At 63.1% G+C, this 21,489-nt stretch carries 26 protein-coding genes and 4 pseudogenes; 12 read left to right on the top strand and 18 right to left on the bottom strand.

The window, feature by feature from the left end:
* Positions 1-85: 85 nt before the first annotated feature.
* Both ACVWY3_RS02255 and ACVWY3_RS02250 read right to left on the bottom strand, forming a co-directional pair.
* The gene (locus tag ACVWY3_RS02255) at positions 86-1,354 is read right to left on the bottom strand and encodes a CaiB/BaiF CoA transferase family protein (protein ID WP_456836996.1); all 1,269 of its coding nucleotides are present in this window, start codon (positions 1,352-1,354) and stop codon (positions 86-88) included.
* A gap of 624 nt (positions 1,355-1,978) precedes the next feature.
* Entirely contained in the window at positions 1,979-2,278 is a 300-nt protein-coding gene (locus tag ACVWY3_RS02250; RefSeq protein WP_456843267.1) for a hypothetical protein, read from the bottom strand.
* Between the two features lie 808 nt (positions 2,279-3,086).
* Between ACVWY3_RS02250 and ACVWY3_RS02245 the strand changes: the two genes are divergently transcribed.
* Both ACVWY3_RS02245 and ACVWY3_RS02240 read left to right on the top strand, forming a co-directional pair.
* Positions 3,087-3,284 (top strand): hypothetical protein, encoded by a 198-nt coding sequence (locus ACVWY3_RS02245; protein WP_456836995.1) that lies wholly within the window; start codon positions 3,087-3,089, stop codon positions 3,282-3,284.
* Positions 3,285-3,428: 144 nt separating this feature from the next.
* On the top strand, positions 3,429-4,955 hold the full coding sequence (locus ACVWY3_RS02240; protein ID WP_456843266.1) for an FAD-dependent monooxygenase: 1,527 nt from the start codon (positions 3,429-3,431) through the stop codon (positions 4,953-4,955).
* 740 nt (positions 4,956-5,695) lie between these two features.
* On the opposite strand, the gene ACVWY3_RS02235 is transcribed toward ACVWY3_RS02240, so the two are convergent.
* The gene (locus tag ACVWY3_RS02235) at positions 5,696-5,884 is read right to left on the bottom strand and encodes a hypothetical protein (RefSeq protein WP_456836994.1); all 189 of its coding nucleotides are present in this window, start codon (positions 5,882-5,884) and stop codon (positions 5,696-5,698) included.
* A gap of 331 nt (positions 5,885-6,215) precedes the next feature.
* Between ACVWY3_RS02235 and ACVWY3_RS02230 the strand changes: the two genes are divergently transcribed.
* Both ACVWY3_RS02230 and ACVWY3_RS02225 read left to right on the top strand, forming a co-directional pair.
* Entirely contained in the window at positions 6,216-6,416 is a 201-nt protein-coding gene (locus ACVWY3_RS02230) for a hypothetical protein (protein ID WP_456836993.1), read from the top strand.
* Entirely contained in the window at positions 6,413-6,634 is a 222-nt protein-coding gene (locus ACVWY3_RS02225) for a hypothetical protein (RefSeq protein WP_456836992.1), read from the top strand. Before ACVWY3_RS02230 ends, ACVWY3_RS02225 begins: the two co-directional genes overlap by 4 nt.
* Here ACVWY3_RS02225 and ACVWY3_RS02220 read toward each other — a convergent pair.
* The 4 genes from ACVWY3_RS02220 to ACVWY3_RS02205 all read right to left on the bottom strand — a co-directional run bounded on the left by ACVWY3_RS02220 (position 6,620) and on the right by ACVWY3_RS02205 (position 8,563).
* Positions 6,620-6,805 (bottom strand): hypothetical protein, encoded by a 186-nt coding sequence (locus ACVWY3_RS02220; RefSeq protein WP_456836991.1) that lies wholly within the window; start codon positions 6,803-6,805, stop codon positions 6,620-6,622. The two genes, ACVWY3_RS02225 and ACVWY3_RS02220, sit on opposite strands and share 15 nt — an antisense overlap.
* A 600-nt stretch (positions 6,806-7,405) precedes the next feature.
* The gene (locus ACVWY3_RS02215; RefSeq protein WP_456843265.1) at positions 7,406-7,654 is read right to left on the bottom strand and encodes a hypothetical protein; all 249 of its coding nucleotides are present in this window, start codon (positions 7,652-7,654) and stop codon (positions 7,406-7,408) included.
* Between the two features lie 232 nt (positions 7,655-7,886).
* Complete coding sequence (locus tag ACVWY3_RS02210) at positions 7,887-8,105, bottom strand: hypothetical protein (protein WP_456836990.1); 219 nt, start codon at positions 8,103-8,105, stop codon at positions 7,887-7,889.
* A 5-nt stretch (positions 8,106-8,110) separates the two neighbouring features.
* On the bottom strand, positions 8,111-8,563 hold the full coding sequence (locus tag ACVWY3_RS02205; RefSeq protein ID WP_456836989.1) for a hypothetical protein: 453 nt from the start codon (positions 8,561-8,563) through the stop codon (positions 8,111-8,113).
* Positions 8,564-8,731: 168 nt separating this feature from the next.
* Between ACVWY3_RS02205 and ACVWY3_RS02200 the strand changes: the two genes are divergently transcribed.
* Positions 8,732-8,917 (top strand): hypothetical protein, encoded by a 186-nt coding sequence (locus ACVWY3_RS02200; RefSeq protein WP_027562464.1) that lies wholly within the window; start codon positions 8,732-8,734, stop codon positions 8,915-8,917.
* 255 nt (positions 8,918-9,172) lie between these two features.
* Positions 9,173-10,459 carry an NRAMP family divalent metal transporter gene (locus ACVWY3_RS02195; RefSeq protein WP_456836988.1) on the top strand — a complete coding sequence of 429 codons (1,287 nt, stop codon included), beginning with the start codon at positions 9,173-9,175 and terminating at the stop codon, positions 10,457-10,459.
* A 378-nt stretch (positions 10,460-10,837) separates the two neighbouring features.
* Here the strand turns inward: ACVWY3_RS02195 and ACVWY3_RS02190 are convergent, their stop codons facing one another.
* The 4 genes and pseudogenes from ACVWY3_RS02190 to rocF form a co-directional block, all read right to left on the bottom strand.
* Positions 10,838-11,122, bottom strand: coding sequence for a hypothetical protein (locus ACVWY3_RS02190; RefSeq protein WP_456836987.1), 285 nt, complete (start codon positions 11,120-11,122; stop codon positions 10,838-10,840).
* 110 nt (positions 11,123-11,232) lie between these two features.
* Positions 11,233-11,744 (bottom strand): annotated as a pseudogene (locus ACVWY3_RS02185) (c-type cytochrome).
* Positions 11,680-12,167, bottom strand: a pseudogene (locus ACVWY3_RS02180) (molybdopterin-dependent oxidoreductase); the annotation flags it as partial. The pseudogenes ACVWY3_RS02185 and ACVWY3_RS02180, both read right to left, overlap by 65 nt.
* Positions 12,168-12,332: 165 nt before the next feature.
* Complete coding sequence (rocF, locus tag ACVWY3_RS02175) at positions 12,333-13,307, bottom strand: arginase (protein ID WP_456836986.1); 975 nt, start codon at positions 13,305-13,307, stop codon at positions 12,333-12,335.
* A gap of 267 nt (positions 13,308-13,574) precedes the next feature.
* Between rocF and ACVWY3_RS02170 the strand changes: the two genes are divergently transcribed.
* The gene (locus ACVWY3_RS02170; protein ID WP_456836985.1) at positions 13,575-13,835 is read left to right on the top strand and encodes a hypothetical protein; all 261 of its coding nucleotides are present in this window, start codon (positions 13,575-13,577) and stop codon (positions 13,833-13,835) included.
* Between the two features lie 13 nt (positions 13,836-13,848).
* Here the strand turns inward: ACVWY3_RS02170 and ACVWY3_RS02165 are convergent.
* A pseudogene (locus ACVWY3_RS02165) lies at positions 13,849-14,314 on the bottom strand (EAL domain-containing protein); the annotation flags it as partial.
* 202 nt (positions 14,315-14,516) lie between these two features.
* Here ACVWY3_RS02165 and ACVWY3_RS02160 point away from each other — a divergent pair.
* Positions 14,517-15,347: an alpha/beta fold hydrolase gene (locus ACVWY3_RS02160; RefSeq protein WP_456836984.1), complete on the top strand. Its 831-nt coding sequence runs from the start codon at positions 14,517-14,519 to the stop codon at positions 15,345-15,347.
* Positions 15,348-15,620: 273 nt separating this feature from the next.
* Complete coding sequence (locus tag ACVWY3_RS02155; protein ID WP_456836983.1) at positions 15,621-15,941, top strand: c-type cytochrome; 321 nt, start codon at positions 15,621-15,623, stop codon at positions 15,939-15,941.
* Positions 15,942-16,133: 192 nt separating this feature from the next.
* Here the strand turns inward: ACVWY3_RS02155 and ACVWY3_RS02150 are convergent, their stop codons facing one another.
* The 3 genes from ACVWY3_RS02150 to ACVWY3_RS02140 form a co-directional block, all read right to left on the bottom strand.
* Positions 16,134-16,478: a phasin gene (locus ACVWY3_RS02150; RefSeq protein ID WP_456836982.1), complete on the bottom strand. Its 345-nt coding sequence runs from the start codon at positions 16,476-16,478 to the stop codon at positions 16,134-16,136.
* Positions 16,479-16,622: 144 nt separating this feature from the next.
* Positions 16,623-16,808: a hypothetical protein gene (locus ACVWY3_RS02145; RefSeq protein ID WP_007612798.1), complete on the bottom strand. Its 186-nt coding sequence runs from the start codon at positions 16,806-16,808 to the stop codon at positions 16,623-16,625.
* Positions 16,809-17,187: 379 nt separating this feature from the next.
* A complete protein-coding gene (locus ACVWY3_RS02140; RefSeq protein ID WP_456843264.1) occupies positions 17,188-17,604 on the bottom strand; it encodes a hypothetical protein in 417 nt (138 codons plus the stop codon).
* Between the two features lie 14 nt (positions 17,605-17,618).
* On the opposite strand from ACVWY3_RS02140, the gene ACVWY3_RS02135 reads away from it, so the two are divergent.
* Entirely contained in the window at positions 17,619-17,975 is a 357-nt protein-coding gene (locus ACVWY3_RS02135; RefSeq protein ID WP_456836981.1) for a hypothetical protein, read from the top strand.
* Between the two features lie 47 nt (positions 17,976-18,022).
* On the opposite strand, the gene ACVWY3_RS02130 is transcribed toward ACVWY3_RS02135, so the two are convergent.
* A complete protein-coding gene (locus ACVWY3_RS02130) occupies positions 18,023-18,598 on the bottom strand; it encodes a hypothetical protein (RefSeq protein ID WP_456836980.1) in 576 nt (191 codons plus the stop codon).
* 50 nt (positions 18,599-18,648) lie between these two features.
* Positions 18,649-19,179 (bottom strand): GcrA family cell cycle regulator, encoded by a 531-nt coding sequence (locus ACVWY3_RS02125; RefSeq protein ID WP_456836979.1) that lies wholly within the window; start codon positions 19,177-19,179, stop codon positions 18,649-18,651.
* 165 nt (positions 19,180-19,344) lie between these two features.
* Here ACVWY3_RS02125 and ACVWY3_RS02120 point away from each other — a divergent pair, with 165 nt between their 5' ends.
* On the top strand, positions 19,345-19,953 hold the full coding sequence (locus ACVWY3_RS02120; RefSeq protein ID WP_456836978.1) for a S24 family peptidase: 609 nt from the start codon (positions 19,345-19,347) through the stop codon (positions 19,951-19,953).
* 100 nt (positions 19,954-20,053) lie between these two features.
* Positions 20,054-20,328, top strand: a pseudogene (locus tag ACVWY3_RS02115) (hypothetical protein).
* 43 nt (positions 20,329-20,371) lie between these two features.
* Here the strand turns inward: ACVWY3_RS02115 and ACVWY3_RS02110 are convergent.
* The gene (locus tag ACVWY3_RS02110; RefSeq protein WP_456836977.1) at positions 20,372-21,346 is read right to left on the bottom strand and encodes a quinone oxidoreductase family protein; all 975 of its coding nucleotides are present in this window, start codon (positions 21,344-21,346) and stop codon (positions 20,372-20,374) included.
* Positions 21,347-21,489 lie beyond the last annotated feature (143 nt).

Genomic DNA, 21,489 nt, shown 5'->3' with positions numbered 1-21,489 from the left:
CGCATAGTTATGCGGCGGGAGCAGCGCCAAATCAAGCGGATGCGGCACCAGCGTGTCACGCCCTGCTCAAGGCGAACGAGCGGGTTCAGACCGATGGCGACGGCTTGGCTGATCCAAAGGCGCCCTTTTGTGCCAACTCCGAGATCCGACGTTGGTCGTATCCCAGCGTATCACGCAGGACGTTTTCGGTATGCTCGCCCAGCAAGGGTGCCGCCACAGGATCAATCGCGCCGGTCAAGCTCATATTGATCGGAGGCTCGATATTGGGGACCCATCCCGCCGTAGGATGTGGAATCCGGCTCAAGCGGTGGCGCTCCCGGGCCTCTGGCGCGTTGAATCCCTCCTCAACTGTGCGGAGATAGCCGACCGGAATATTGGCCAGCTTCATCTTCGCCATCCAGTTCTCGAGTGTATCGCCCGCAAACACTTCCGCGATGGCGGCCCGCAGCAGCTCCTTGTTCTCGGACCGCGCCTTGCGCGAGGCGAAGCGCGGATCGGTGATCAGATCGGGCCGGTTCAGCACCTCGACCACCAGGCGGCGATAGAGCCGGTCGTTAGCGCAGGCCATGTAGAGAGGGCCGTCGGAAGCCTCGTAGACCCCGACGGTGGGAGACCCGCTCGGAGAATTGCCGAACCGTCCGGGGTTCTCACCGTTGATGAGATAGGCCATGCCGTAGAAGCCGGTCATCCCCATTGCGATGTCAAACAGGGCCACCTCGACATGCTGCCCGCGGCCAAGCCTGTCCCGCGCCAGGAGTGCCAGCAGAATAGCGTTGCACGCGGACATCCCCGTCGCCATGTCCACGATGGGCGGGCCGGTTCGCACCGCTGGGCCATCGGCAAACCCGTTGAGCGACATGAAGCCGCTTTCCGCTTGCGTAATGGGATCGAAACCGGGACGCGAGGCGAATGGTCCGGTTCGCCCGTAAGCGGAGATCGAGCAATAGACGAGCCGCGGATTGAGCGGCGCGACAGCCTCGTAGTCAAGGCCGAACTTCTTCATGACGCCGCTGGAAAAGTTCTCCACGACCACATCCGCCTTGCGGATCAGATCCAGCGCGATCTCGCGCGCTTCGGGCACGGCGAGATCGAGCGCGATGCCGCGCTTGTTGCGGTTCAGGCTGAGATAGGCCGCACTTTCGCCGCCGATTTCGGCATGCTCATAGGCGCGCGTATCGTCGCCGCCGTCCGGATTCTCGATCTTGATGACGCGCGCGCCGAAATCGGCAAGCGTCTGCGTGCAGGCTGGCCCCGCCACGACGCGCGTGAAGTCGACGACCAGAAGACCGTCGAGCGCAGCCGGTCCGCCTGTCGCCCGCGACGGACGTTCCGGCAATTGAGGCTTGGTGGGCATCGACAGCGCTCCCTTGCATCGGCTTATGGTCGCCGAATTTCCTGCAGCACCAACTTAAAGCCCGGCGGCAACGGCTTCGCAAGTGGTTCAGCCGCATCGTTTCAATACGCAAAAAGGGCGCGGCAGCCGCCAAGCTGCCGGGCCCTCATCAGTGTCGATAAGGCTGCCTTCCGCTTCACGGGAAACCCGCTCCCATTGTTCAGCGAAGCCATTTCCGCCAATAAAGACTTTGCGGAGCGGCCCAGGGTGCTTCGCATGTTTGGCGGAGGACGCGCGACCCAGGAGTGCCGCAGCCGATAGCCCACCCGGATGAAGTTATTCACAGAGACCGGATTGTCCGTCCTGTCGGAGGCGATATTGTTCCATCCCACACGCCGCCCTCTCGCCTCAATTGCGCGCGCCAGCCTGCACCGAATGCCGCGTCCCCAGCCGCTGCAACACGCCGACCCTGGACGAGCAACCTCCATCACGACCATATGTCGCAGTGCCGGCGAACGCGACCACCTCGCGACCATGATAGGCCAGCCACCAATCTCAGCTCGAATTGCCGCATATCCGCGCCATTGAAGACGACGCCATCTGATCCAGATCGGCCAGGTGTCGGCAATCTCCTTATCGGACGCATCACTTGCCCAGCACGACTTTGACGCAAAGCCAGATGGCGCCCATCAGACCGGTGGCAATCCCCGTGATCACGGCCTTGAACGTGTAGCTCTGAGCCTGCTCTACGCCCTTTCTCCATCTCCGCAGCTGCTGAAAATCAACCCTCAGCTCCTTACGGTCGTCCACTTCGATTCCAAAAGAGGCCAGCAGCGACGCGACAGCCTTCGACACCATCGCATCGATGCTCTCCCGCTGAATGCTGTGCTGCTCAGCGAGCGTTTTGGCGACAATCGCTCGAATCTCGTCGACTTGAACCTTCACCGCTTGATGATCTTCGCAACATTCTCGAACCCGCGATTGGCGAAGAAGGACACCACGAGATTGGCCGCAATGGCGGCAAAGCCGACCAACGCGTCGGTCGTAATGAGGGCGAGAACCTTGTCCCAGGCAACGAGCTTGACCCCAAGCGCGATCGAGAATCGCGTTAGCGGCGGCGACGCGCGCCGGCGGCGTTGCGTTATCGCTGCGCATTATGCCGACGAGCACATGGATAGCCGTTCTGGTATAGCTGCGCGCGAGCGAGCGGATCTCAGTCAGGGTGCGCGCCCTCGACATCTTCCTGGTCGCCAGCAAGCGAACCGGCGCACGCTCGAGCTCGCATTCGATGATTTCCTCGTTCACGAGAACTCTCCTACAGCACGATTGCAACAGGGCGGCGAGCGCGCGCAATGTTAGATAAGCGCTCATAATCTCTCCTTCATAAGAAGATGCGCGGCAGATCGCGTGACCAAGCGCGATCGTTTCAGGCGCGAACCCTGTCTCCGGCCTTGGAAAACGCAGCCGCACGAGCGAACAGGCCCCAGCATCGCGAGGCCGGCACGTTCGCAGCGCACGGCCAGCACTGGTTAGGACGTCGCCATGCCGATCGCTCAACGCGGATAAGCGAGTGCGTGGCCGGGACGCGTGGGCCACCGTCCGATTCTGGAATCGAAAATGAAAAAGCCCGCCGCGGATTGTCCGCGCGGGCTGAACCAAACTCGTTCGATGATGCCAGTATGCCAGTGTTTTGCCCGGCGTGTCAAACGAACGAATTGGGGGAAGCGGCGTTAGCCAATCGAGGGCACCGCCAATGACAATCAAGACCTCACGCAAGACATCGCGAGATCTGCCGGGATGGAAGTCACGCCACGAAAAGAAGCGCGACACGCAAGAGGCGATCATCGGGGACGCCGGCGAGAGCGAGGACAACGGCCGCGATCTCCTGCACGGCGATGGCGGCACCGTCGCTGTTCCCACTAAGCCCGGCGATATGTCGCAGGACGATTAGGCGGACCGGGAACGTGTCAAAGCGGCGCGCCTTGACGTAAAGCCCCTCCTCCCAGCTCAACATGTGGTGTGCAAGGGGCTTGCTTCAAGTCCCCGCTCCTGCAGTAGAACCCGCCGGCTCAAGCACAAGCCGAGGGGGCACCACATGCCTGTAGTGATTCCGACATCCAGCTCGCGCGGCCGAGCCAGCGCAACGCGCGCGGCCAGGGACGGCCATGCGGTCGTCATCGCTGGCGGCGGCCCGACCGGGCTGATGCTCGCCGCGGAGCTCGCGCTCGCCGAGGTCGACGTTGCCATCGTCGAGCGGCGCGCGGGCCACGAGCTCGTCGGCACGCGCGCCGGCGGCCTGCACGCGCGCAGCATCGAGATCCTCGATCAGCGTGGCGTCGCGGACCGTTTCCTGCGCGAAGGACAGGTTGTCCAGCTCGCGGGCTTCGCCTGGACCCGGCTTGACATCAGCGACCTGCCGACCCGCCACCCTTACGGCCTTGCGCTGCGGCAGAGCCAGATCGAGCGCATTCTGGCCGGCTGGGTCGAGGAGCTCGCGGTGCCGATCTACCGAAGCACCGAGGTCACGGGCTTCTCGCAGGACGAGACCGGCGTCGAGGTGACCCTGTCCGGAGACAAGACGCTGCGGGCGGAGTATCTGGTCGGCTGCGACGGCGGCCGCAGCCTGGTGCGCAAGACGGCCGGCATTGACTTCGCCGGCTCCGATCCGACGCTGAGCAATCTCATGGCCGAGGTCGAGATGAGCGAAGAGCCCGCCTGGGGCCTGCGCCACGACGCGCTCGGCTTCCACGGCCTCAGCAAGGCGGAGAGCGGACGCGTGCTGGTCGTCCTCACCGAAACGAAGCTCGAGCGCACCGGCGAGCCTGGCCTGCGCGATCTCAGCGAGGCTCTCGTCGCCGTCTACGGCACCGATTTCGGCCTCAAAAATCCCGCTTGGATCTCCCGCTTCACCGATGCGGCGCGGCAGGCCGTCTCCTATCGCAAGGGACGTGTGCTGCTCGCCGGCGATGCCGCGCACATCCATCATTCCGTCGGCGGGCAAGGCCTCAACATCGGCGTGCAGGACGCGGTCAATCTCGGCTGGAAGCTGGCGCAGGTCGTCAAAGGCATCTCGCCGCAAAACCTGCTCGACACCTACCACGCCGAGCGTCATCCCGTCGCCGCGCGCGTGCTGCGCAATACCAGGGCGCAGATCGCCCTGCTCCGCTGCGCCGAGGACGGCCTCAACTCCGCGCGCGAAATCATGTCAGAGCTGCTTGCCATGGACGAGCCGCGAAAACGCTTCGGCGCAATGATGAGCGGGCTCGAGATCCGCTACGATCTCGGCGAAGGCCATCCGCTGCTTGGGCGCCGCATGCCTGACCTTGATTTGATGATCAATGGACAGCAACGGAGATTATTCACGCTGCTACGTAACGCGCGATTCATGCTGCTCAATCTCGGCGTTGCGAACCGCTTTGACACCACAGCCTGGTCGGATCGTATTAGGCTCATCGACGCCAGTTACGAAGGTCCTTGGGAACTCCCCGCTATCGGACAGGTCACCGCACCTCAAGCCGTGCTGGTGCGGCCCGATGGACACGTGGCATGGGTGGGCGATGAGAGCCGGCGCGGCCTGATGGACGCACTCACGACGTGGTTCGGTTCGGCCGCTATGGCGTAAGGCACTCGGCTCAACATCTAGACATTCGCGCGATCGCTGCCGACAGCCTCGTCGACTTTGGCGAGCTTCTCAGGTGGCGGCGGCCGGCACGCAGGAGAGGGCATCGCGTCCCCACTGAGGCCAAGCGCCAAATCCACATTCTGTTTTGTTTGCAGCGAGTTTGGCGAGCTTGGAGGCAATATCGGCGTTTTCACGGTCATCGCGGCACCTTTTCGAGAGACAGAACCGCTTGCGGGCCTTCCAGCGACGGGGCCTCAATGGATCGCATTGGTGAGTTGCGGGAAGGCGTTCCGGATGGATGATGACGCGCTCGATCAGGTGGATCTGTTCAAGCGGCTCCTGATCGGGTTGCCAATGGCTGGACCGGTTTGCCCCAGCCGCGATCTGAAGGGCATTGGCTGTGACCAGCCGCGCGAGTGCAGACCTAGTCTCCCTGAACATGATGACGGAAAGCCGTTGATGACAGCTTCGGACTTGGTTCTTGCCAGCAGCCGAACATCCAGCAGCGTCGGGATCTGGAAAGCTTCGGTTGTCGAGCCGATTCGTCCCAAAGCTCTGCCGGTCAACCTGACCTCAACGGAAAATGGGATATTGAGCTCAGCGCGCGTTGGCATGAGGCCAAGGCACTGCAAAGCACCTAGCCGGATGACTAGTTGAGCATCGTGGTGCGCGGAGCTGACCAGGAAGATATGGCTTAAGCGGCAACCCACTCCAGCCCGCCGTAAGTCACTTCACAAACCTCATTCCGCACGGTCGTCGCCACCTGCCTCTCCGCCCTGCTGGTCTTCCATCCGCGGCGCATCCATCGTCTTGCGTCCCAGAAACGTATCGGGCGGCGGCTGCATCAGCACCTCGCGGCATTCGCGTACGAGTTGCCGCATGAATTCGGCCTGATCATGATCAATAGGCAATGGGCGATAGATCCGCATCACGCGCGCTCCCTGGCATTGCAGGCGGGAGCACGCTCGGTCTCTCAGCCACCGGCGCCCACGGACGAAGCCTTGGCCGGTGATGTCTTGCCAACGGCCCGAGGCCGCTATTGTTCAAAAGTGAACGCAAAGATCCGTCGCGGAGCGAAATGAGTAAATCGCTCAAACCTCTCAGACTTTGCCGAAAGATTCTTTGCAGGACGTATCAAATGATTAGGACTCGCGGCGCGTTGAAGGACTACGGTTGATCCATCAGCGCAAGGCTCGAGACATCGATCGGTGATGAGAACGCCAGTTGCGCTCCCGCCCTACTCGAAAGAGGGAGCACGCCATGCTGAAGCGGCGTCGATTCAAACAGACCAAGACACTCGACCAGCGGCTCGCCGAAGAGGTAAAGCGTCTGCGCGACCAGGCGCGCGCACTGCCGCCCGGCCGTAGCCGCGAGATGCTGCTGCGCAAGGCGCGGCAGGACGAGACGGCAATCCAGATCGAGGCCTGGCTTCGCTCACCGGGCCTGAGGGCTCCGACATGACGCAGCAATACCGCGCTTATCTCGTCGGCGAGAACGGTGTTTTCCGCTCCGCCGAAGCATTCGAGGCCCCGTCGGACGAGAAGGCGCTGGCCTTCGCGCGGCAGTTCACCCGACAAGGCAATGTCGAGGTCTGGCAGCTCGGCCGCAAGATCGCCCTGCTCAAGGCGACGTCCGATGCCGCTCCGCCACGCATCATCAATCCGTCACGCCCGTCCTGAATCCTCTTCTTTCGGAAAAGGCTCATAAGTCTTGCGGCCGAGGAAGGTGTCTGGCCTCGGCTCCTTCAGCACACTGGCCGCTTGCGCCGTCATCTCCCGGAGGCGGGCATTCTGCTCGTTGATGTGGGCAGCCGCCTCGTGCACGCTGTCGATGAGTGATCTGACGGTCATGGCCGGACTCCCTTCGCTGGCAGGCGGGAGCGCGATCGGTCTCTCAGCCACCGGCGCCTACGGGCAGAGCCTCGGCCGGTGATAATAACAGCATATGCCTTTCGACGAAAAGTTGTAGCGGCATTTTACCTCCAGATGCGTTTGCCGCACGCGCAGCGGCGGCGGAGGTGCACCACTGAATCTACGCGCTTTTCGCCCTCATCTGTCATTGTCATGCGCAGAAGAATGCAGCCTTCGAAGGGGCGTTCCTGCTCCGGGGTTACTCGGGAGCAATTCGGTTTCGGACCCGCTTTCGGACCGAGCTTCCGAGTTGGGCCAGACTTTGGGCCAGATCTGGGGTACGGGCGCGGCCAGCAGCGCCTCCGCGGACGCGATCATCTCGATGGAGCGTTGCAGCATCCGGAGCGTGACCTCGTTCCCGGTGCGGATGCGACTAATACGCTTCTGAACAACGATCTCCAGCCATTCCCGGTCATTCGGCAACATGGCGACTGCTCGCGGACAGAACCGGCAACTTAACTCATGTTAAGCTGATTGGTTCCTGCCAGTGAAGTCGCCGACGGCGATGCGAGCGCGGCAAGATCGGCAGCCGCGTTCGCCTCATTCCTCAGCCAGCTTGCGCTCGATGTAGGCATCCACCGTCTTGGCGAACGAGCGCTGCACGCCGATCGCAACGCCGTACTGATCGAGCGGGTCGCGCTGGATCACGCGCAGGCCGCGCCCGCGGGTGCTGAGCGGCGCGACGTTCAGATATTGGTCGATGGCGCCTTTGGCGAGCGGGATAGCCCTCGGATCGCCCCTTGCGATCAGCAGGCGCAAGAGGCTCTGGCACTCGGCAAGCCCAGGTATGGTGTCGTTCACCCTTGCCGCGATTTCGGCTTCGGCTTCTTTACGGGCTGGGTATGGGTGCCGAACAATGCCAGCAGAAACGCAACTTCTTCCTTCGAACCGATCTGGATCATGACCGTCTCCTTTGTCGCTCCGTTGGTCGGTGCCGGGAGCGAAGGAGTTCAGGACGATCTGGTTTCAGGACTGTTTCAGGCGTGCTTCGTCAGGATCTTGCGCCTGCGCGTGGGTGGCCTCAGCTCCGGTCGTCGCGGCGGGCCTTGCTCTCGGCGCGGGACATTGCGCTTTCGAGGATCGCGAAGCGAAGGGCCTCGATCTGCTCGGCATATTCGCGGTCGAGGCGCATTTTGTCCTCGCGCAGCCTGCGATTTTCCTCGATGACAAGAGCGGCGCGTCTGTGCAGCGAATCCGGCATGAGGCAGATATGCCAAGCCAGGGAAATCTCCGCCTTCACATGCGTTAAGTGAAGTGTCTCACGCCCGTAGCCCGGAGCGACAATGCTTCAGGCGCGCTCCGTCGTCTGGGCCACTGGCCTTCTGCTGCAATACCACGCAGCAAGGCCCGCAACCGCGCCGGCGGCGGCGTAGAGCATCCGGTCCCGGTCGAAGGGGCTGACGAGATAATTCCCGGACCAGCCCAGCGCCGCACCGATGCGACGAAGAGAGGCACGACAAGCTCCAGTCGCGCCTTGCGCACGCCGCACATCAACAGTCCGGCCGAAACGGCGGTGAACATGGCGATGAAAGCGAAGTGAACGACGCCGACAAAGAGCCCGGCGAATAGCAAGGCGAGCGTCAATCCCTTCGCCACCGCCGACACCAGTCCGCACACAAAGAGGACCGCCGTTGCCGCCGCGCAACCCGCGAACCAGCCCTTGATGTCTGCCGGGATCTCCGCGCCCCGTTCGGTCATGACCGCCATCCTGATACCGTCACCTTGCCGCTGGTTTGCCAGAAGGATCAAACTTTAATTCAAATGCAACGATGCGGATTCGGCGGAATGCAATGTCTTCGCGCCATGCTGGGACATGTCGGGCGAGATGATGGCGCCCGTGCTTCAATCGGGCTGGAGACATTGCCGATGTATTACGTCGCCGCTGCATTGCTGGTGCTGTCGGGACTGTTCTACTCCGCGAGCCATCACGAGCTCGGCCAGTTCGGCGCAAACATGTGCAGCTATGGCAGCGCGTTCTGCGAGAACCCGCTGATCGTCTTTTCCGGCGCGGCGCTCGCCGCGGCCTGGGGCATGTTCGTGAGCGTCAAATAGATTGCAAGGGGTCGCGTACGCGCATCTGCGGCGATCGAATTCCGCCGGCGGATGCGGTCGAGCCCGCTGCCAAGTGACCGCGCTTCGAGAGCTTTCGGGATGATGCCAATCTACAGGTGTTTTGCCCGACGGGTCAAGCAAATTTAGCATAATCAGAAATGCGCGACGGCAGCGAGCCGCAAGCCCAGGGAACTTTCGTTCCCTCCTTTGCATTTGTCAGGGAGACGCCGCACCGACCGACCCGAGCCCTTCGCCATGACTGACAGCGCCCTCACGCCGACGAAATCGGAGCCCACTCTGCTGCAGCGGCTGGGGCCGGGCCTCGTCACCGGGGCGGCGGACGACGATCCGTCGGGCATTGCCACCTATTCGCAGGCCGGCGCGCAATTCGGTTATGGACTGCTCTGGACGGTGTTTCTGACGACGCCGTTCATGATCGCGATCCAGCTCGTCAGTGCGCAGATCGGGCGCGTCACCGGTAAGGGGCTTGCCGCCAACGTCATGCGGATCGCGCCGCGCTGGGCGGTGCTGGCGCTGGTGGCCATGCTCGTTGCCGCCAACACGTTCAACATCGCCGCCGACATCGCCGCGATGGCCGAGGCGCTCTCGCTCGTCATCGGTGGCCTCAACCACGAGCACGCGCTGATCTTCGCGGCCGGCTCGACCCTGCTCCAGGTGTTCCTGCCCTATCGCCGCTATTCGCCGGTGCTGAAATTCTTAACCTTGGCGCTGTTCGCCTATGTCGCAACTGCCTTCACCGTGAAGATCCCATGGAGCACGGCGCTGCTGGCCGCGGTGTGGCCGAAGGCGAATGTCAGCGCCGACTATTTCATGATGGTGGTCGCTGTGCTCGGCACCACCATCAGCCCTTACCTATTCTTCTGGCAGGCCTCCCAGGAGGTGGAGGAAATGAATTGCGGCAAGCCCGACAAGCCGCTGCGCGAGCTGAAGCACGGCGGCAAACCGGAGCTTGCGCGTATCAGGACTGACACCATCTCCGGCATGCTGCTCTCCAACGGCATCGCCTTCTTCATCATCCTGACCACGGCGTCAGTCCTACATGCCAACGGCGTCACCAACATCAACTCGGCGACCCAGGCGGCCGAAGCGCTGCGGCCGCTCGCCGGTGATTTCACCTTCGCCCTGTTCGCAACCGGCATCATCGGCACCGGCCTGCTCGCGATCCCGGTGCTGGCGGGCTCGGCGGCTTACGGCGTTGCGGAGATCTTCGGCTGGCGCGCCACGCTGGAAGCAAAGCCCGACGAGGCGGTCGGGTTCTACACCATCATCGCCGCCGCGACCGCGATCGGCTTCGGCCTTGGCTTCACCGGGATCGATTCCATCCACATGCTGGTCTGGAGCGCGGTGCTCAACGGCGTCGTCGCGGTGCCGATCATGGTGATGATGATGCTGATCGTCTCGAGCCGCGCGGTCATGGGCCGCTTCCGGGCGCGGTCATGGCTGATCGCGCTGGGCTGGCTCGGCACAGGGCTGATGGCATTGGCCGTGCTCGCGCTGCTCGGGTCGTCCTTGATCGGCTGACCACGGCGCGATGAGATCGGGATGAATCGAGATCGCGCTTTAGGTTGATGTTCGGGCATGATCTTTTTGGAGAATCGCTTCGCACTTTTCCGGATCACGCTTCAAAGCGGCGACAATGCCGCCGAGATCTGCGAGGCGATGATGAAGGCCGCGAACACGGCCGGCACGGCGATGAACCGCAGGAGCTGATCAATCGAAAGCATTGCCGTCGTCCCCCAAAGACAAAGCGCCCTCGCCCGCCGCGTCCCCTCGGGCGTCACGGCGATCCGTGGTTAGAGTAACAATCGCGGCTGGGGTGGGGCTTGCGACCGGGCCTGGAGCGAATTCGACGAAGGCTTTGGCTCGACGACGCCGCGGCCCCAAGTCCGCCCGCGCGAGCTACGGCGCCACGGGATTGACGGTCGGCGATGTCTTCGGCCCCGGCCGCGCCGGTTCGAGCGGCGATTTCGGTTCGGTCGGAAGCACCGAGGCGCCCGCGGCACGCGCAGCCTCGCCCGTGGTTGCGTACATCGCGACATGGGCCGGCTGAGTCTTGGCGCGGCTCCAGGGACCGTGGTCGACGATCAACATTGCAGCGATCGTCAAGCCGGCCACGATCAGCGCAATCACACCAGGATGGCGAAGCGCCGAGGACATGGAGTTTGCGAAACGATCCGTTGCCATCGGAACACCCGCTGGTTTCCTCTCGCAGGTTAATTCAAATTGGTCAGGTGAGTTCCCCCTCGCATTGGCAGTTCCGAGCTGCTGCGCGGAACTTGATCGGTCCCACGGGTTCACTTCTTCACATCCGGGCGTGCATCGCCGACGAACTTGTCCCGGTTCGGCATTCTGATGGCCGCCGGCGATTTGGCGTCAAGGATCGCGTCGCCTGAACAAGCGCGTTGAGGTTCAGGACATAGGCCGAAAGCGCATAGACATCATCGTCGCTCAGCGATTGCGGCGCATTCTGCGGCATCGCGGGGCGGATGTAGTCGAACAGCGTCGGCGCAGAGGGCCAGTAGCTGCCAACGGTTCGGACCGGCTTTGCAGTTCCGATCGTGCCCGTCGGCCGGCGAGCCGGTCACCAAGGCGCCCTCGCCTTTGTCGCAGTGACACGACGCACATTGCTGGGCGTACACCTACGCCCATGCGCGACCGAGCCGCTTCCCTTCGGCAGATTGCTGCCGTCGCGGCCGATGTCGATGTTCCAGCCTGCGATCGCGGTGGTCGTTGCCGGCCCCGTAGCCGGGGTTGCCGGAGCATTCGAGGAACTGGATGCGCCACTCCGATGGAAATCGTCTGAGATCGTCCATCGTGAACATCAGCGGCCGTTCGACGAGCCCGCGCAGGATCAGCCTGTGCGGCGCCGGATCGATGGTGGGGACGCCGCCGTGATGCCGCTCGTAGAACAGCCCGTTCGGCGTGATGATGCCGTCGAGCTCCTGCAGGGGCGTACGACTGGACGCAGAGATGTACTGCTCGAGAGTCTTCGAGATGTTTTTGACCACGCCTTTCTCGAACGGCGAGGGCGCGCCGTAAGGCTGGCTTCCCGTGGGGTCGCCCGGCGCCTTCATCCACTCAGGAAGGTTTGGCGGAAGATTGTCCGTCTCTGCGGCAGCAGCAGCGCCCGCGCCGAGAACGCCACCTCCGATCGCTGCCGAGCCGGCGGTCAGGAGACGGCGACGCGTGATGGCACGGGATCGTCGTCGGAATGCGTCGTACTGGTCATTGCGGGCCCTCGGCTGGCGCTGAGCCCGCATCAAACAGTCCGACTGCGGCATTTGCAATTCGCAGCCGTTTGAAGAGCAGGCGATTTCGATCGGAGCTGATCTAAATCCACCGGCCGCAGGAGCAGTTCCTTTCCTTGCGGCGCACAAGCACGAGTGGCGCCGGGTCACTCCCCCGGTGCAATCGCATTGCTCGGCGTCGGCCGATCGGTGATCTGCTGGCCGAACAAGCTGCCAATCAGCTCGACCGCGGTGCGCGCGGTCCGGCCACGCTCGTCGAGGAATGGGTTGAGCTCGACGATGTCGACCGATCCGACCGCTCCGGAATCGTGCAACAGCTCCATGATCAGATGCGCTTCGCGATAGGTCGCACCGCCCGGCACGGTGGTGCCGACACCCGGCGCTACGCAGGGGTCGAGGAAATCGACGTCGAAGCTGACATGGAGCACGCCATTGCTCGTCTTGACCCGCTCGATGACGCGTCGGATCAGCACGGCGACGCCGAACTCGTCGATTTGGCGCATGTCGACGATCCTGATGCGTCGCGCGCGCATCAATTCCTTTTCGAGCTTGTCGATCGAGCGCGCGCCGAACAGATCGAGCCTGTCGGGATCGATCGAGGCGCGCGGATCGTCGCCCAAGAGGCGGTCAAGGCCCGGCTCGCCGCAGAGGAATGCCGCCGACATGCCGTGCATGTTGGCAGTGATCGTCGTCTCCGGCGTGTTGTAGTCGGCATGCGCATCGAGCCAGAGCACGAACAGCTCGCGCCCGCGCTCCTGCCAGTGACGCGCCATCGCGTTGACCGAGCCCATCGACAAGGTGTGATCGCCGCCAAGGAAGATCGGCAACGCACCGGTTCGCGCGATCTCGTAGCCTCTGCGGCTCAGCACGCGCGTCCAGCGCTGGATCTCGCGGTAGTGATTCGCCTTCTCGGGCGGCCTGTCGGCGAGGTCGGAGATCTCGGCGACCGAGAGATCGCCGTAGTCGACGACGTCGAAGTCGAGACTTTCGAGCAGCGTCGCAAGGCCGGCCGTGCGCAACGCCGCCGGGCCCATCAAGGTGCCGCGCTGCGAGGCTCCCATGTCGATGGGCGCGCCGAGCAAGGCGATGCGCCGGGCTCGATCCATGGTCCGGTCGGTCACGGCAATCTCCCGGGTTCAGCGAGGCTGCACCAACCTAACAGAGATTCGCACCCGGCGTTTCCCGGGGATTTCGCAACGAGATATGCCTCCGGCCGGAACTAATTCCCGTGCGGCGCATTTCCACTGCAGGCCGGCACCCGCCGTTTAAAACCGGCGCCTGTCGCGGATAGCCAAAGGTCTTCGGGCCCGCTGTTCCAAAACGAGCGCTCGCGCGGATAGCCAAAGGTGCCGGCCTCAATCTTTCGATCAGGTTCGGAGATCGCGCGCTTGAGCACGGAAATACCGCAGCCCAGTCCTCAGCCCGGCATGGCCGAACGCGCCATCGACGTCGCAACCGACGTCTCGCAAACCATCGGCGAGGTCGCAGGTGGCCTGCACGCCGCCGTCGATCGTCTCACCCATGCAATCGATGAGGCGCGAAAGCCCGGCCGACCGCTCGCAACCATCGCGGCGATTACCCGCGAAGCGCCGTTGGCCAGCCTGTTCGTCGCCTTCCTGTTTGGCGTGGCGGTCGCCCGCCGGCGCTAGCGGCCGAGGCGTTTCAGGCGGCACTGACGACGTCGAGTTCAGCCGAGAGAAATTGTGTCTCGAACGCCGCGGCCGGCATCGACCGCCGAAGAAATAGCCCTGCCCTTCCTCGCATCCCATGCTGACCAGGAAGTCGGCCGCGGCGCGGTTCTCGATGCCTTCAGCGACGACCGTCAATCCGAGCTGCTTGCTAAGACCAATCGTCGATCCGACGATCGCAGCGTCGTCGGAATCGGCGAGCAGGTCGAGCACGAAGTACGGTCTATCTTGAGGCCGTCCAGCGAAACTTCTTCAGATAGCTCAGACTAGCGTAGCCGTACCGAAATCGTCGAACAAGATGCGCACCCCGAGCTGCTGAAGCGCTTGAACATGTCGATCACGCGGGCCTCGTCATGGAGCAGGATGTCTCCGGTGACCTCGAGTTCGAGCAGCGAGGGCGTGAGGCCCGTCGCTTCGAGCAGGTTCGCGACCGAATGTGCAGCGCATTCCGGCTCTGCCCCGAACGCGGCAAGGGCGGCTGCCTCGAGCGGTATGAACCGTCGCCGCCGCATGCCTTGATGCGGCCCTTTTGCGGCGCTTCTCACAGGCTTGCCTAAATTTAATCCCGTAACCTGCTCACGATCGCTCGATCCGGGGGGTCCCAATGACCATGTTCAGCCGAAAGTGATCGGGGACGGGACAATGAAGAGGGTGTTTGCAATCCTGGCGTTTCTTTGCGCCCTCGCCATCGGCCAATATTTCGTGGTCAGCCGGTTCGCGATCCGCCACGAGACTTTGGCCTTGTTCGACGCCTCCCGCCAGCGGCCGATCTCGGTCGAGATCGCTGTGCGGCGCGATTACGAAAACAAGGCCAATCTCGGCCTCTGGAAGCTCCCGCTTGCCATCATCAGCAACGGCAACACCGTCAAGGCCACCGAGTATTCCTTCCTTGCCAACGTGCTCGCCGCGCGCGGCTATCTCGTTGCCAGCATCCAGCAGGACCTGCCGAGCGACCCCCCGCTGATGACCCATGTCGGCCAGCAATATGTCGGGCGGCGCGAGGTCTATATGCGCTGCGAGGCCAACATCCTCTTCATGCTGGGCGAGCTGAAGCGGCGGCAGGAGAACGTCGACTACGACCACATCACCCTCGTCGGGCATTCCAACGGCGGCGACGTCTCCATGTATGTCGCCCACCAGCATCCGGAGCTGGTGTCGAAAGTGATCACACTCGACAATTTGCGGGTGCCCTTCGTGCTCAGCGACAATTTGAAGATATTGTCGTTCCGCTCCAAGGATCCGCACTTCCAGACCGATCCCGGCGTGCTGCCGACGCCGGAAGAGGCGAAGGCGCGCGGCATCGACATCGTCCATACCGGCGCACAGCACACCGAGATGAGCGATCGCGGCCCCGACACGGTCAAGGAGAAGATCCAGGCGACGCTCGACCGCTTCCTGCGCGACAGCGCCAGCAGCGCGCTCGCGCCGGCCGACACAAGAAGCCCGATGATCATGAATCCGGGCGACTATTAGCCGGAAATCCTTTGCGGCAGATCAAGGCCGGCCACGGCCGGCCACGCTAGGAAGGGCCTCATCATCCCGGAGAGGCACGTGTCGCACTCCATCGAAAGCCTTGATACGAAAAGCTTAGGTCTGCCCGCGACACGGACGCCGGTCTTCGCGCGGCATCTCTATCGCTCCGTCCGCAAGCTGCTGCGATCAATCATCGCTCGCATCGATCTCTCGCAATTTCCGGGGTCGTGCTGCGGCTGAGCGCGGCCGCAAGCCATGCATGGGGGTTACTGGGTGCGCCAGCATTTGAGACGAAGCTGCCTGATGCTTGTCATGGCCTCGAGCCTCGGTGCGTGCTCTGCCCTCGCCGCCGACGCCAGTCACGGCGCCGAGCTCGCCAAACGCTGGTGTGCGAGCTGCCACGTCGTGGGGAACGGGCAGGCCCAGGCTAGCGCCGACGTTCCCACCTTTGCGTCGGTTGCGCGCAGGCCGGACTTCAGTCCTGAGAGGCTCGCCTTCTTCCTCCTCGACCCGCATCCCAAGATGCCGAACTTTCCCTTGAGCAGGACCGAGGCCGGCGACATCGCGGCCTATATCGCATCACTGCGCCAGTAGCACACTGCGTAAGCGCGACGCATCCCACGAAATGCAAATCCCTGCCGGAGGACCGACAGGGATCAGCAGAAAGGATGACGGACGGCGAATGAGCCCATTCGGTGGCCCGTCATGGACCTGCATCAGCATCGAAATGCGGATCGCCGCGTCAGGCAAGACCAATTTGTGGGCACGCCCTGCGCGAGCAGGGAATCAGGACTTGCCCTTGTTGCCCGGTTGCATGAAGCTGCCGGTCATCTGGCGCATGTGATCTCCGGCGCTGGTGAACTGGCTGCGCAGGAAGTCGGACTGGATTCGCATGGCTTCCTGAAGGTCGGTGGCATGGACGAGCTTGCGCGCATGCTCGAAGGCCGACTTCATGTTCTGCTCGGTGAAGGCGAGCGCCTGCTTCGAGACTTCGGTGCCCGCGCCGGGAACCGACGTCATTGATTTGGTGGCAGCTTCAAAAAACATGCCGAAGGCCTTTTCGGCCTGGTCAATCGTCTTCTCGGCCAGGTCGCGCAGTTCGGCCGGAACTTCGAGCTTCGGTTCGATCATGGTCGCACTCCTCCCTTTTTCTTAGCTAGTTACCACACTTGCCGGATCGGCTGCCAGCGGCCAGGCCGGGGACAAACGACGCCCGGCGGTCCGGCTCCCGGCAGAAAACGAAGGACAAGGCGTAAGGCCGGCGCGCCGCCAGGCTCAGGACAGGGGGTGTTCGGGCAGGGTTTCTTCGGTGGCGAGGTCTTCGACGAGCTTGATGACCTCGAAGCGCTGTCGAGGCGCGAGCTTCAGAAACGCGCGGAGCAGGCGCAGGCTTTCGACGGTGCCGCTTGCAGGGGCGCCGAGCTTGAGGTGCAGTTCAGCCGCGAAATTGAGGTTTTTCATCTCGCACCTATGACAAGCATCGGCATTCGTGATCCAATATCGAGGCCCCAGTCTAGAACCGAACGCCATGAGCGGATGTCACGGTGACGATCAGTTCGCGGCCGGGTGGCCCCGGCGGGGTAACACGCTGAACGACGTATCCGCACGGTCGAGCTCAACCGAGCAGGTTGCAATTATGTCAAGGAACAACCCATCCGGCAAGTCCAGCCATCGGCAGAGCGATGCTTCGTCCGCATCGGACCACGGCAATTCCGGATAACAGGAATATCGATCCTCGTCACCCACCTGCGTCAAGAAGCAGCATCAATCAGGCACACAGTCTCGATCGGTGTCAATTGGCACAGCGTTTCTGATGTGAACGGGGATGAGCGAGGTCGGACTAAAGTTTCTTCAGAGTGTACACGTAATTGTTGAGTCCGACTTCGGCGGTTGTATCGTCAACGGAATGAACGTCGATCTCACAGAGCTGCATCTCGTCGAATGCAGTCTGGAAGATCATATCGTGGGTGTAGCAGGTTACCTTGTACCGCGGCTTCGCACAGGCAAAGGGACGGGGCCCCGATCTCTCTTTCGCCTTCAAGCCAACCGCCTTGCCCATCAGCCGCGTCCGCTCGGTGTCGTCGGGCTTGCGTTGTGGATCGGACCAAGGGCGAGCGGCGCCGTCGTGATTGTCCAGCTGCTCACCGCCCGTGAACCGCCATTCAGGATCGCGCGACAAAGCGGTTGCGAAACGGCCACGCAGATCACGGGCGCCATGGGCCGATGGACTGAAATCGATTTGGGCGCGCCTCAGCACCAAAGGACGACGGCATGCTTTCTCGCTGCGATCTCATCAAGGGCGCCGCGGTCGCGCTTTTCACCCTCTTGATACAAGGCGCGTGGGCGCAGGAGACCAGGATCAACCTGTTCAAGATCATCACCATCAAGGACGAGATCGTCATCGGATTGTCGGCGGAGGAGCTGCAAGCGCTCGGCGGCAATGATGCGAGCGCGGTTGCGCATGCGCTGGCGCAGAAGCGCGATCTCACCGTCTGGCAATACAACGTGCATCGCGGCCCGAGCGGCGAATTGCAGCAGGCGCCGACCGCCAAGATCGGGCTCCTGGCCAACGCCTCGCTCCGCGTCGAACCCTACACGACGCCTTACCAGATCGTGCCACACCCGTAAGCGACGGACCGGCACGCCTACGGCCGAAGACCGCAGGCGTGGCGTGATCATTTGCGGCGGTCTGCACGCTTCGTCCCCGCTTCCGTCGCAAAGCCGTAGATCAGAGCCAGCCGGTCCAGGCATTCGCGAAAGCGGCGCGCAAAATAGTCGTTCCAGCGCTGCGTACGGACGGCGCGACGCTCTCCGATCTGGTTCATGGTCAGGCCCAGCACCAGCACGTCGTGCACCAGCGCCGCGCCGTCGGTGCCGAGCTCGCGCTCAACCCGGTTCAGCCGCAGCACCGCCTGGCACTGGCTCTCGGTGAGGGGCTCGCGCGTGCTAGTGCCGTCGACATATTCGCGCGTCGTATCCACCGCCTGAGGCCCCCGCTCCGCCCTCTCCCAATCGTTCTGAAAGGCGCGTCCGCCGCGGTATTGCGCCTCGTCGATCTGATGGTGCGAGTGCAGCCGGCCAAGTGGATCGCTGCGGACCGAGCGGATGGCCATGATCTTCTCGCCGGGGTCGAGCGCGAATGGATTGTCGATCTCGACCTCGGCCACGTCGGCATTGAACGGCATGTCGCGCGAGCGCCGGTCATGGATCCCGGTCAATTTGTAGGATTTGTTGCGTCGGGCACGTACCACTCGGATGCTCCTTGCAAGATTGACGATTGGACCGGCGGGTGGCCGCCGCTTCAGGCGGCGAAAACCAGCCTCAGCACGGCGGCACCGGCTGCACGGGCGGGCCCGGCTCCGGACCGGCGCGTCAGGCGCGCATGCGGCGTGCAATAGCTGGAGCCTGGCTGGCGCGGATGTCCGCAGAAGGTGATCTCCTCCCCGTCCTTGTCGCCGCCATAGGGATAGCGGCAATCGCCGGACGCGAGTTCGGCGAAGGAGATCAGGCGCGGCCGGACACCGATGCAGCGCAGCTTGACCGGCGCGGCCGGCTTCATTGCGGATTTCGCCGGCAGAATCAGGTTCGGCAACGGGCGACGTGCCGAAACCAGACAGGTCTCGCCTGGCAAGGACGGCACGATCGGCGGACTGGTCACCCGTGCCGCGCCGGCAAGTCCGAGCCGCTTGACCCGGCCGGCCACGGCGTTGCGCGTGTAAGCCGTTCCAAACCTTGCGTTAATCTGTCTCCCGATCTCCGCATAGGATAGTCCCTTGAGAAAATAGTCGCGAAGCGCGTCGGAGTGCTCCGACGGCCAATGACCCGGTTCCATGCTGCTGTCCTGTGATGCGCCTTGTCCGGTCGAACGACCGGAAGCGGCACACACATTCCGGTATTCCGAAGAGAGAGTCAAGGGACAATTCTGATATTCATAATTGCATTTATTCCGAATTCCGGACTACAACAGGACAGTCGATGGGCAATCGAGGGAATCACCATGTTGGACGTTGCGATGATCGAGCGGGGGCTGGAGAAGACGGGCAAGAGCAAGGGCGGCCTGGCGGCGGCAATGGGCGTGCGGCCTGGCGCTGTGTCGGAGATCCTCGGCGGCGAGCGCCTGGTGAAGGCCTCCGAAATCATTCCGATCATGGAATATCTCGAGCTCAACCTCGCGCCGATCATGGGCCGCGTCGGCGCCGGCGCGGTGATCGAGCCGGACTATGAACAGGTTCCGCCCGAAGGGCTCGGCGACATCACGCTGCCCTTCCCCATCATGGAAGAGACGATCGCGTTCGAGATCGTGGGCGATTCGATGCTGCCCAAATACGAGAACGGTGACGTGATCGTGGTCTACAAGGACCAGCGCCATCCGCTGTCGAGCTTCTACGGCGAAGAAGCCGTGGTCCGGCTCAAGACCGGGGAACGCTATTTGAAGACCATCGAGCGGGGCAAATCGCCTTCGGTCGTCAATCTGACCAGCTTCAATGCCAAACCGATCGTCGGCGTGAAGCTCGACTGGGTGGGAGAAATCTGCCTCTCCATGCCCAAGGGCCAGCTCGAGCGGCTCCGCGCCAAATCGGCCCGCCCCCGCAAGAAAGGCAAGTAGGGCAGCCTATTTCTGATTTTTAGAAATAGCGCTTGACTTTATTCTGTTTTTCCGAAACACTCTGCCGCGCATCCGACAAGGAGCGCGGCAGGATGGCTTTATGCAGTATTTCGTCGTGATGATCGACTACGGAGGGCGCGGCCGCGAGGCGATCGTCGACCCCGAAATCACGCGGCGCGAGATCATCTCGCGCGTCGTCTCGGGTGAATACCAGAACATCTCGTTCATCCACGAGATCGAGGCGAACTCGGTCGAGGACGTCACCGAGGCCATTCTGACCGAGGCCGCCCTCCCCCGATCCCGCCCGAAGATGTCGATGTCCAGGCGAGCCGGCTCGATCGCGCCTGCGACCTGCGCAAGCACGAGCGGACGTGACGCAGGGATAGCGAGCCTGCGCCAGCGCCCGACGGGAGATCGATCACACCGTCAGCACCGTCGATCCGGTGGTCTTGCGCGCGGCGAGGTCGGCATGCGCCTTGGCCGCGTCCTTCAACGGATAGGTCTGGTGCACCTCGATCTTGACCGCGCCGGACTTCACGACGTCGAACAGCTCGTTCGCCATCGCCACGAGGTTCTCGCGTTTGGCGGCGTAGGTGAACAGCGTTGGCCGGGTAACGTAGAGCGAGCCCTTCTGGGCCAAAAGGCCGAGATTGAGCGGCTCGACCGCGCCGGAGGACTGACCGAACAGCGCGACGACACCGAGCGGCGCGAGACAGTCCAGCGACTTCAGGAACGTGTCCTTGCCCACGGAATCGTACACCACCGGCACCTTCTTCCCGCCGGTGATCTCGTCGACGCGCTTCACGAAATCCTCGCGCGTATAGATGATCACATGGTCACAGCCATGCGCCTTGGCGAGCTTCGCCTTCTCGTCATTGCTGACGGTGCCGATCACGCTCGCGCCGAGATGCTTGGCCCACTGGCTCAGGATCAGTCCGACGCCGCCGGCGGCGGCATGGAGCAGGATCGTGTCGCCCGCCTTCACCCGATAGGTCTGCCGGATCAGATATTGCGTCGTCAGCCCTTTCAGCATCATCGCCGCCGCGGTCTTGTCGTCGACGCCGTCAGGCAGCTTCAACAGGCGGTCGGCAGGGATCAGCCGGGCCTCGGAATAGGCGCCGAGCGGCGAGGCGCCATAGGCAACACGATCACCCGGCTTCAAATCGGTGACACCGGGTCCCACTTCCTCGACCACGCCGGCCGCCTCGCTGCCGAGCCCGCTCGGCAATTGCGCGGGATAGAGACCCGAACGGTTGTAGATGTCGACGAAGTTGAGACCGACCGCGGTGTGGCGAATGCGCGCTTCGCCCGGTCCAGGCTTGCCGACGCTGACCTCCTCCCAGACCAGGACTTCCGGACCGCCGGTCTTATGAAAGCGAATGGCATGGGTCATGGGCGTTGCTCCCTTATTGTTGAGGTGAAATCCGAACACCGGATCGGCCTGTGAAATAGGCATTTGGTCCGCCCGTTACAGTACAGAGCCGTAACAAGAATGTCACAGCGAACCACAAACGTCGGCCGTTCCGTCTATGTTCG

This window comes from Bradyrhizobium sp. USDA 4486, from assembly GCF_054057995.1.
This window is presented reverse-complemented; position numbering and strand designations above follow the sequence as displayed.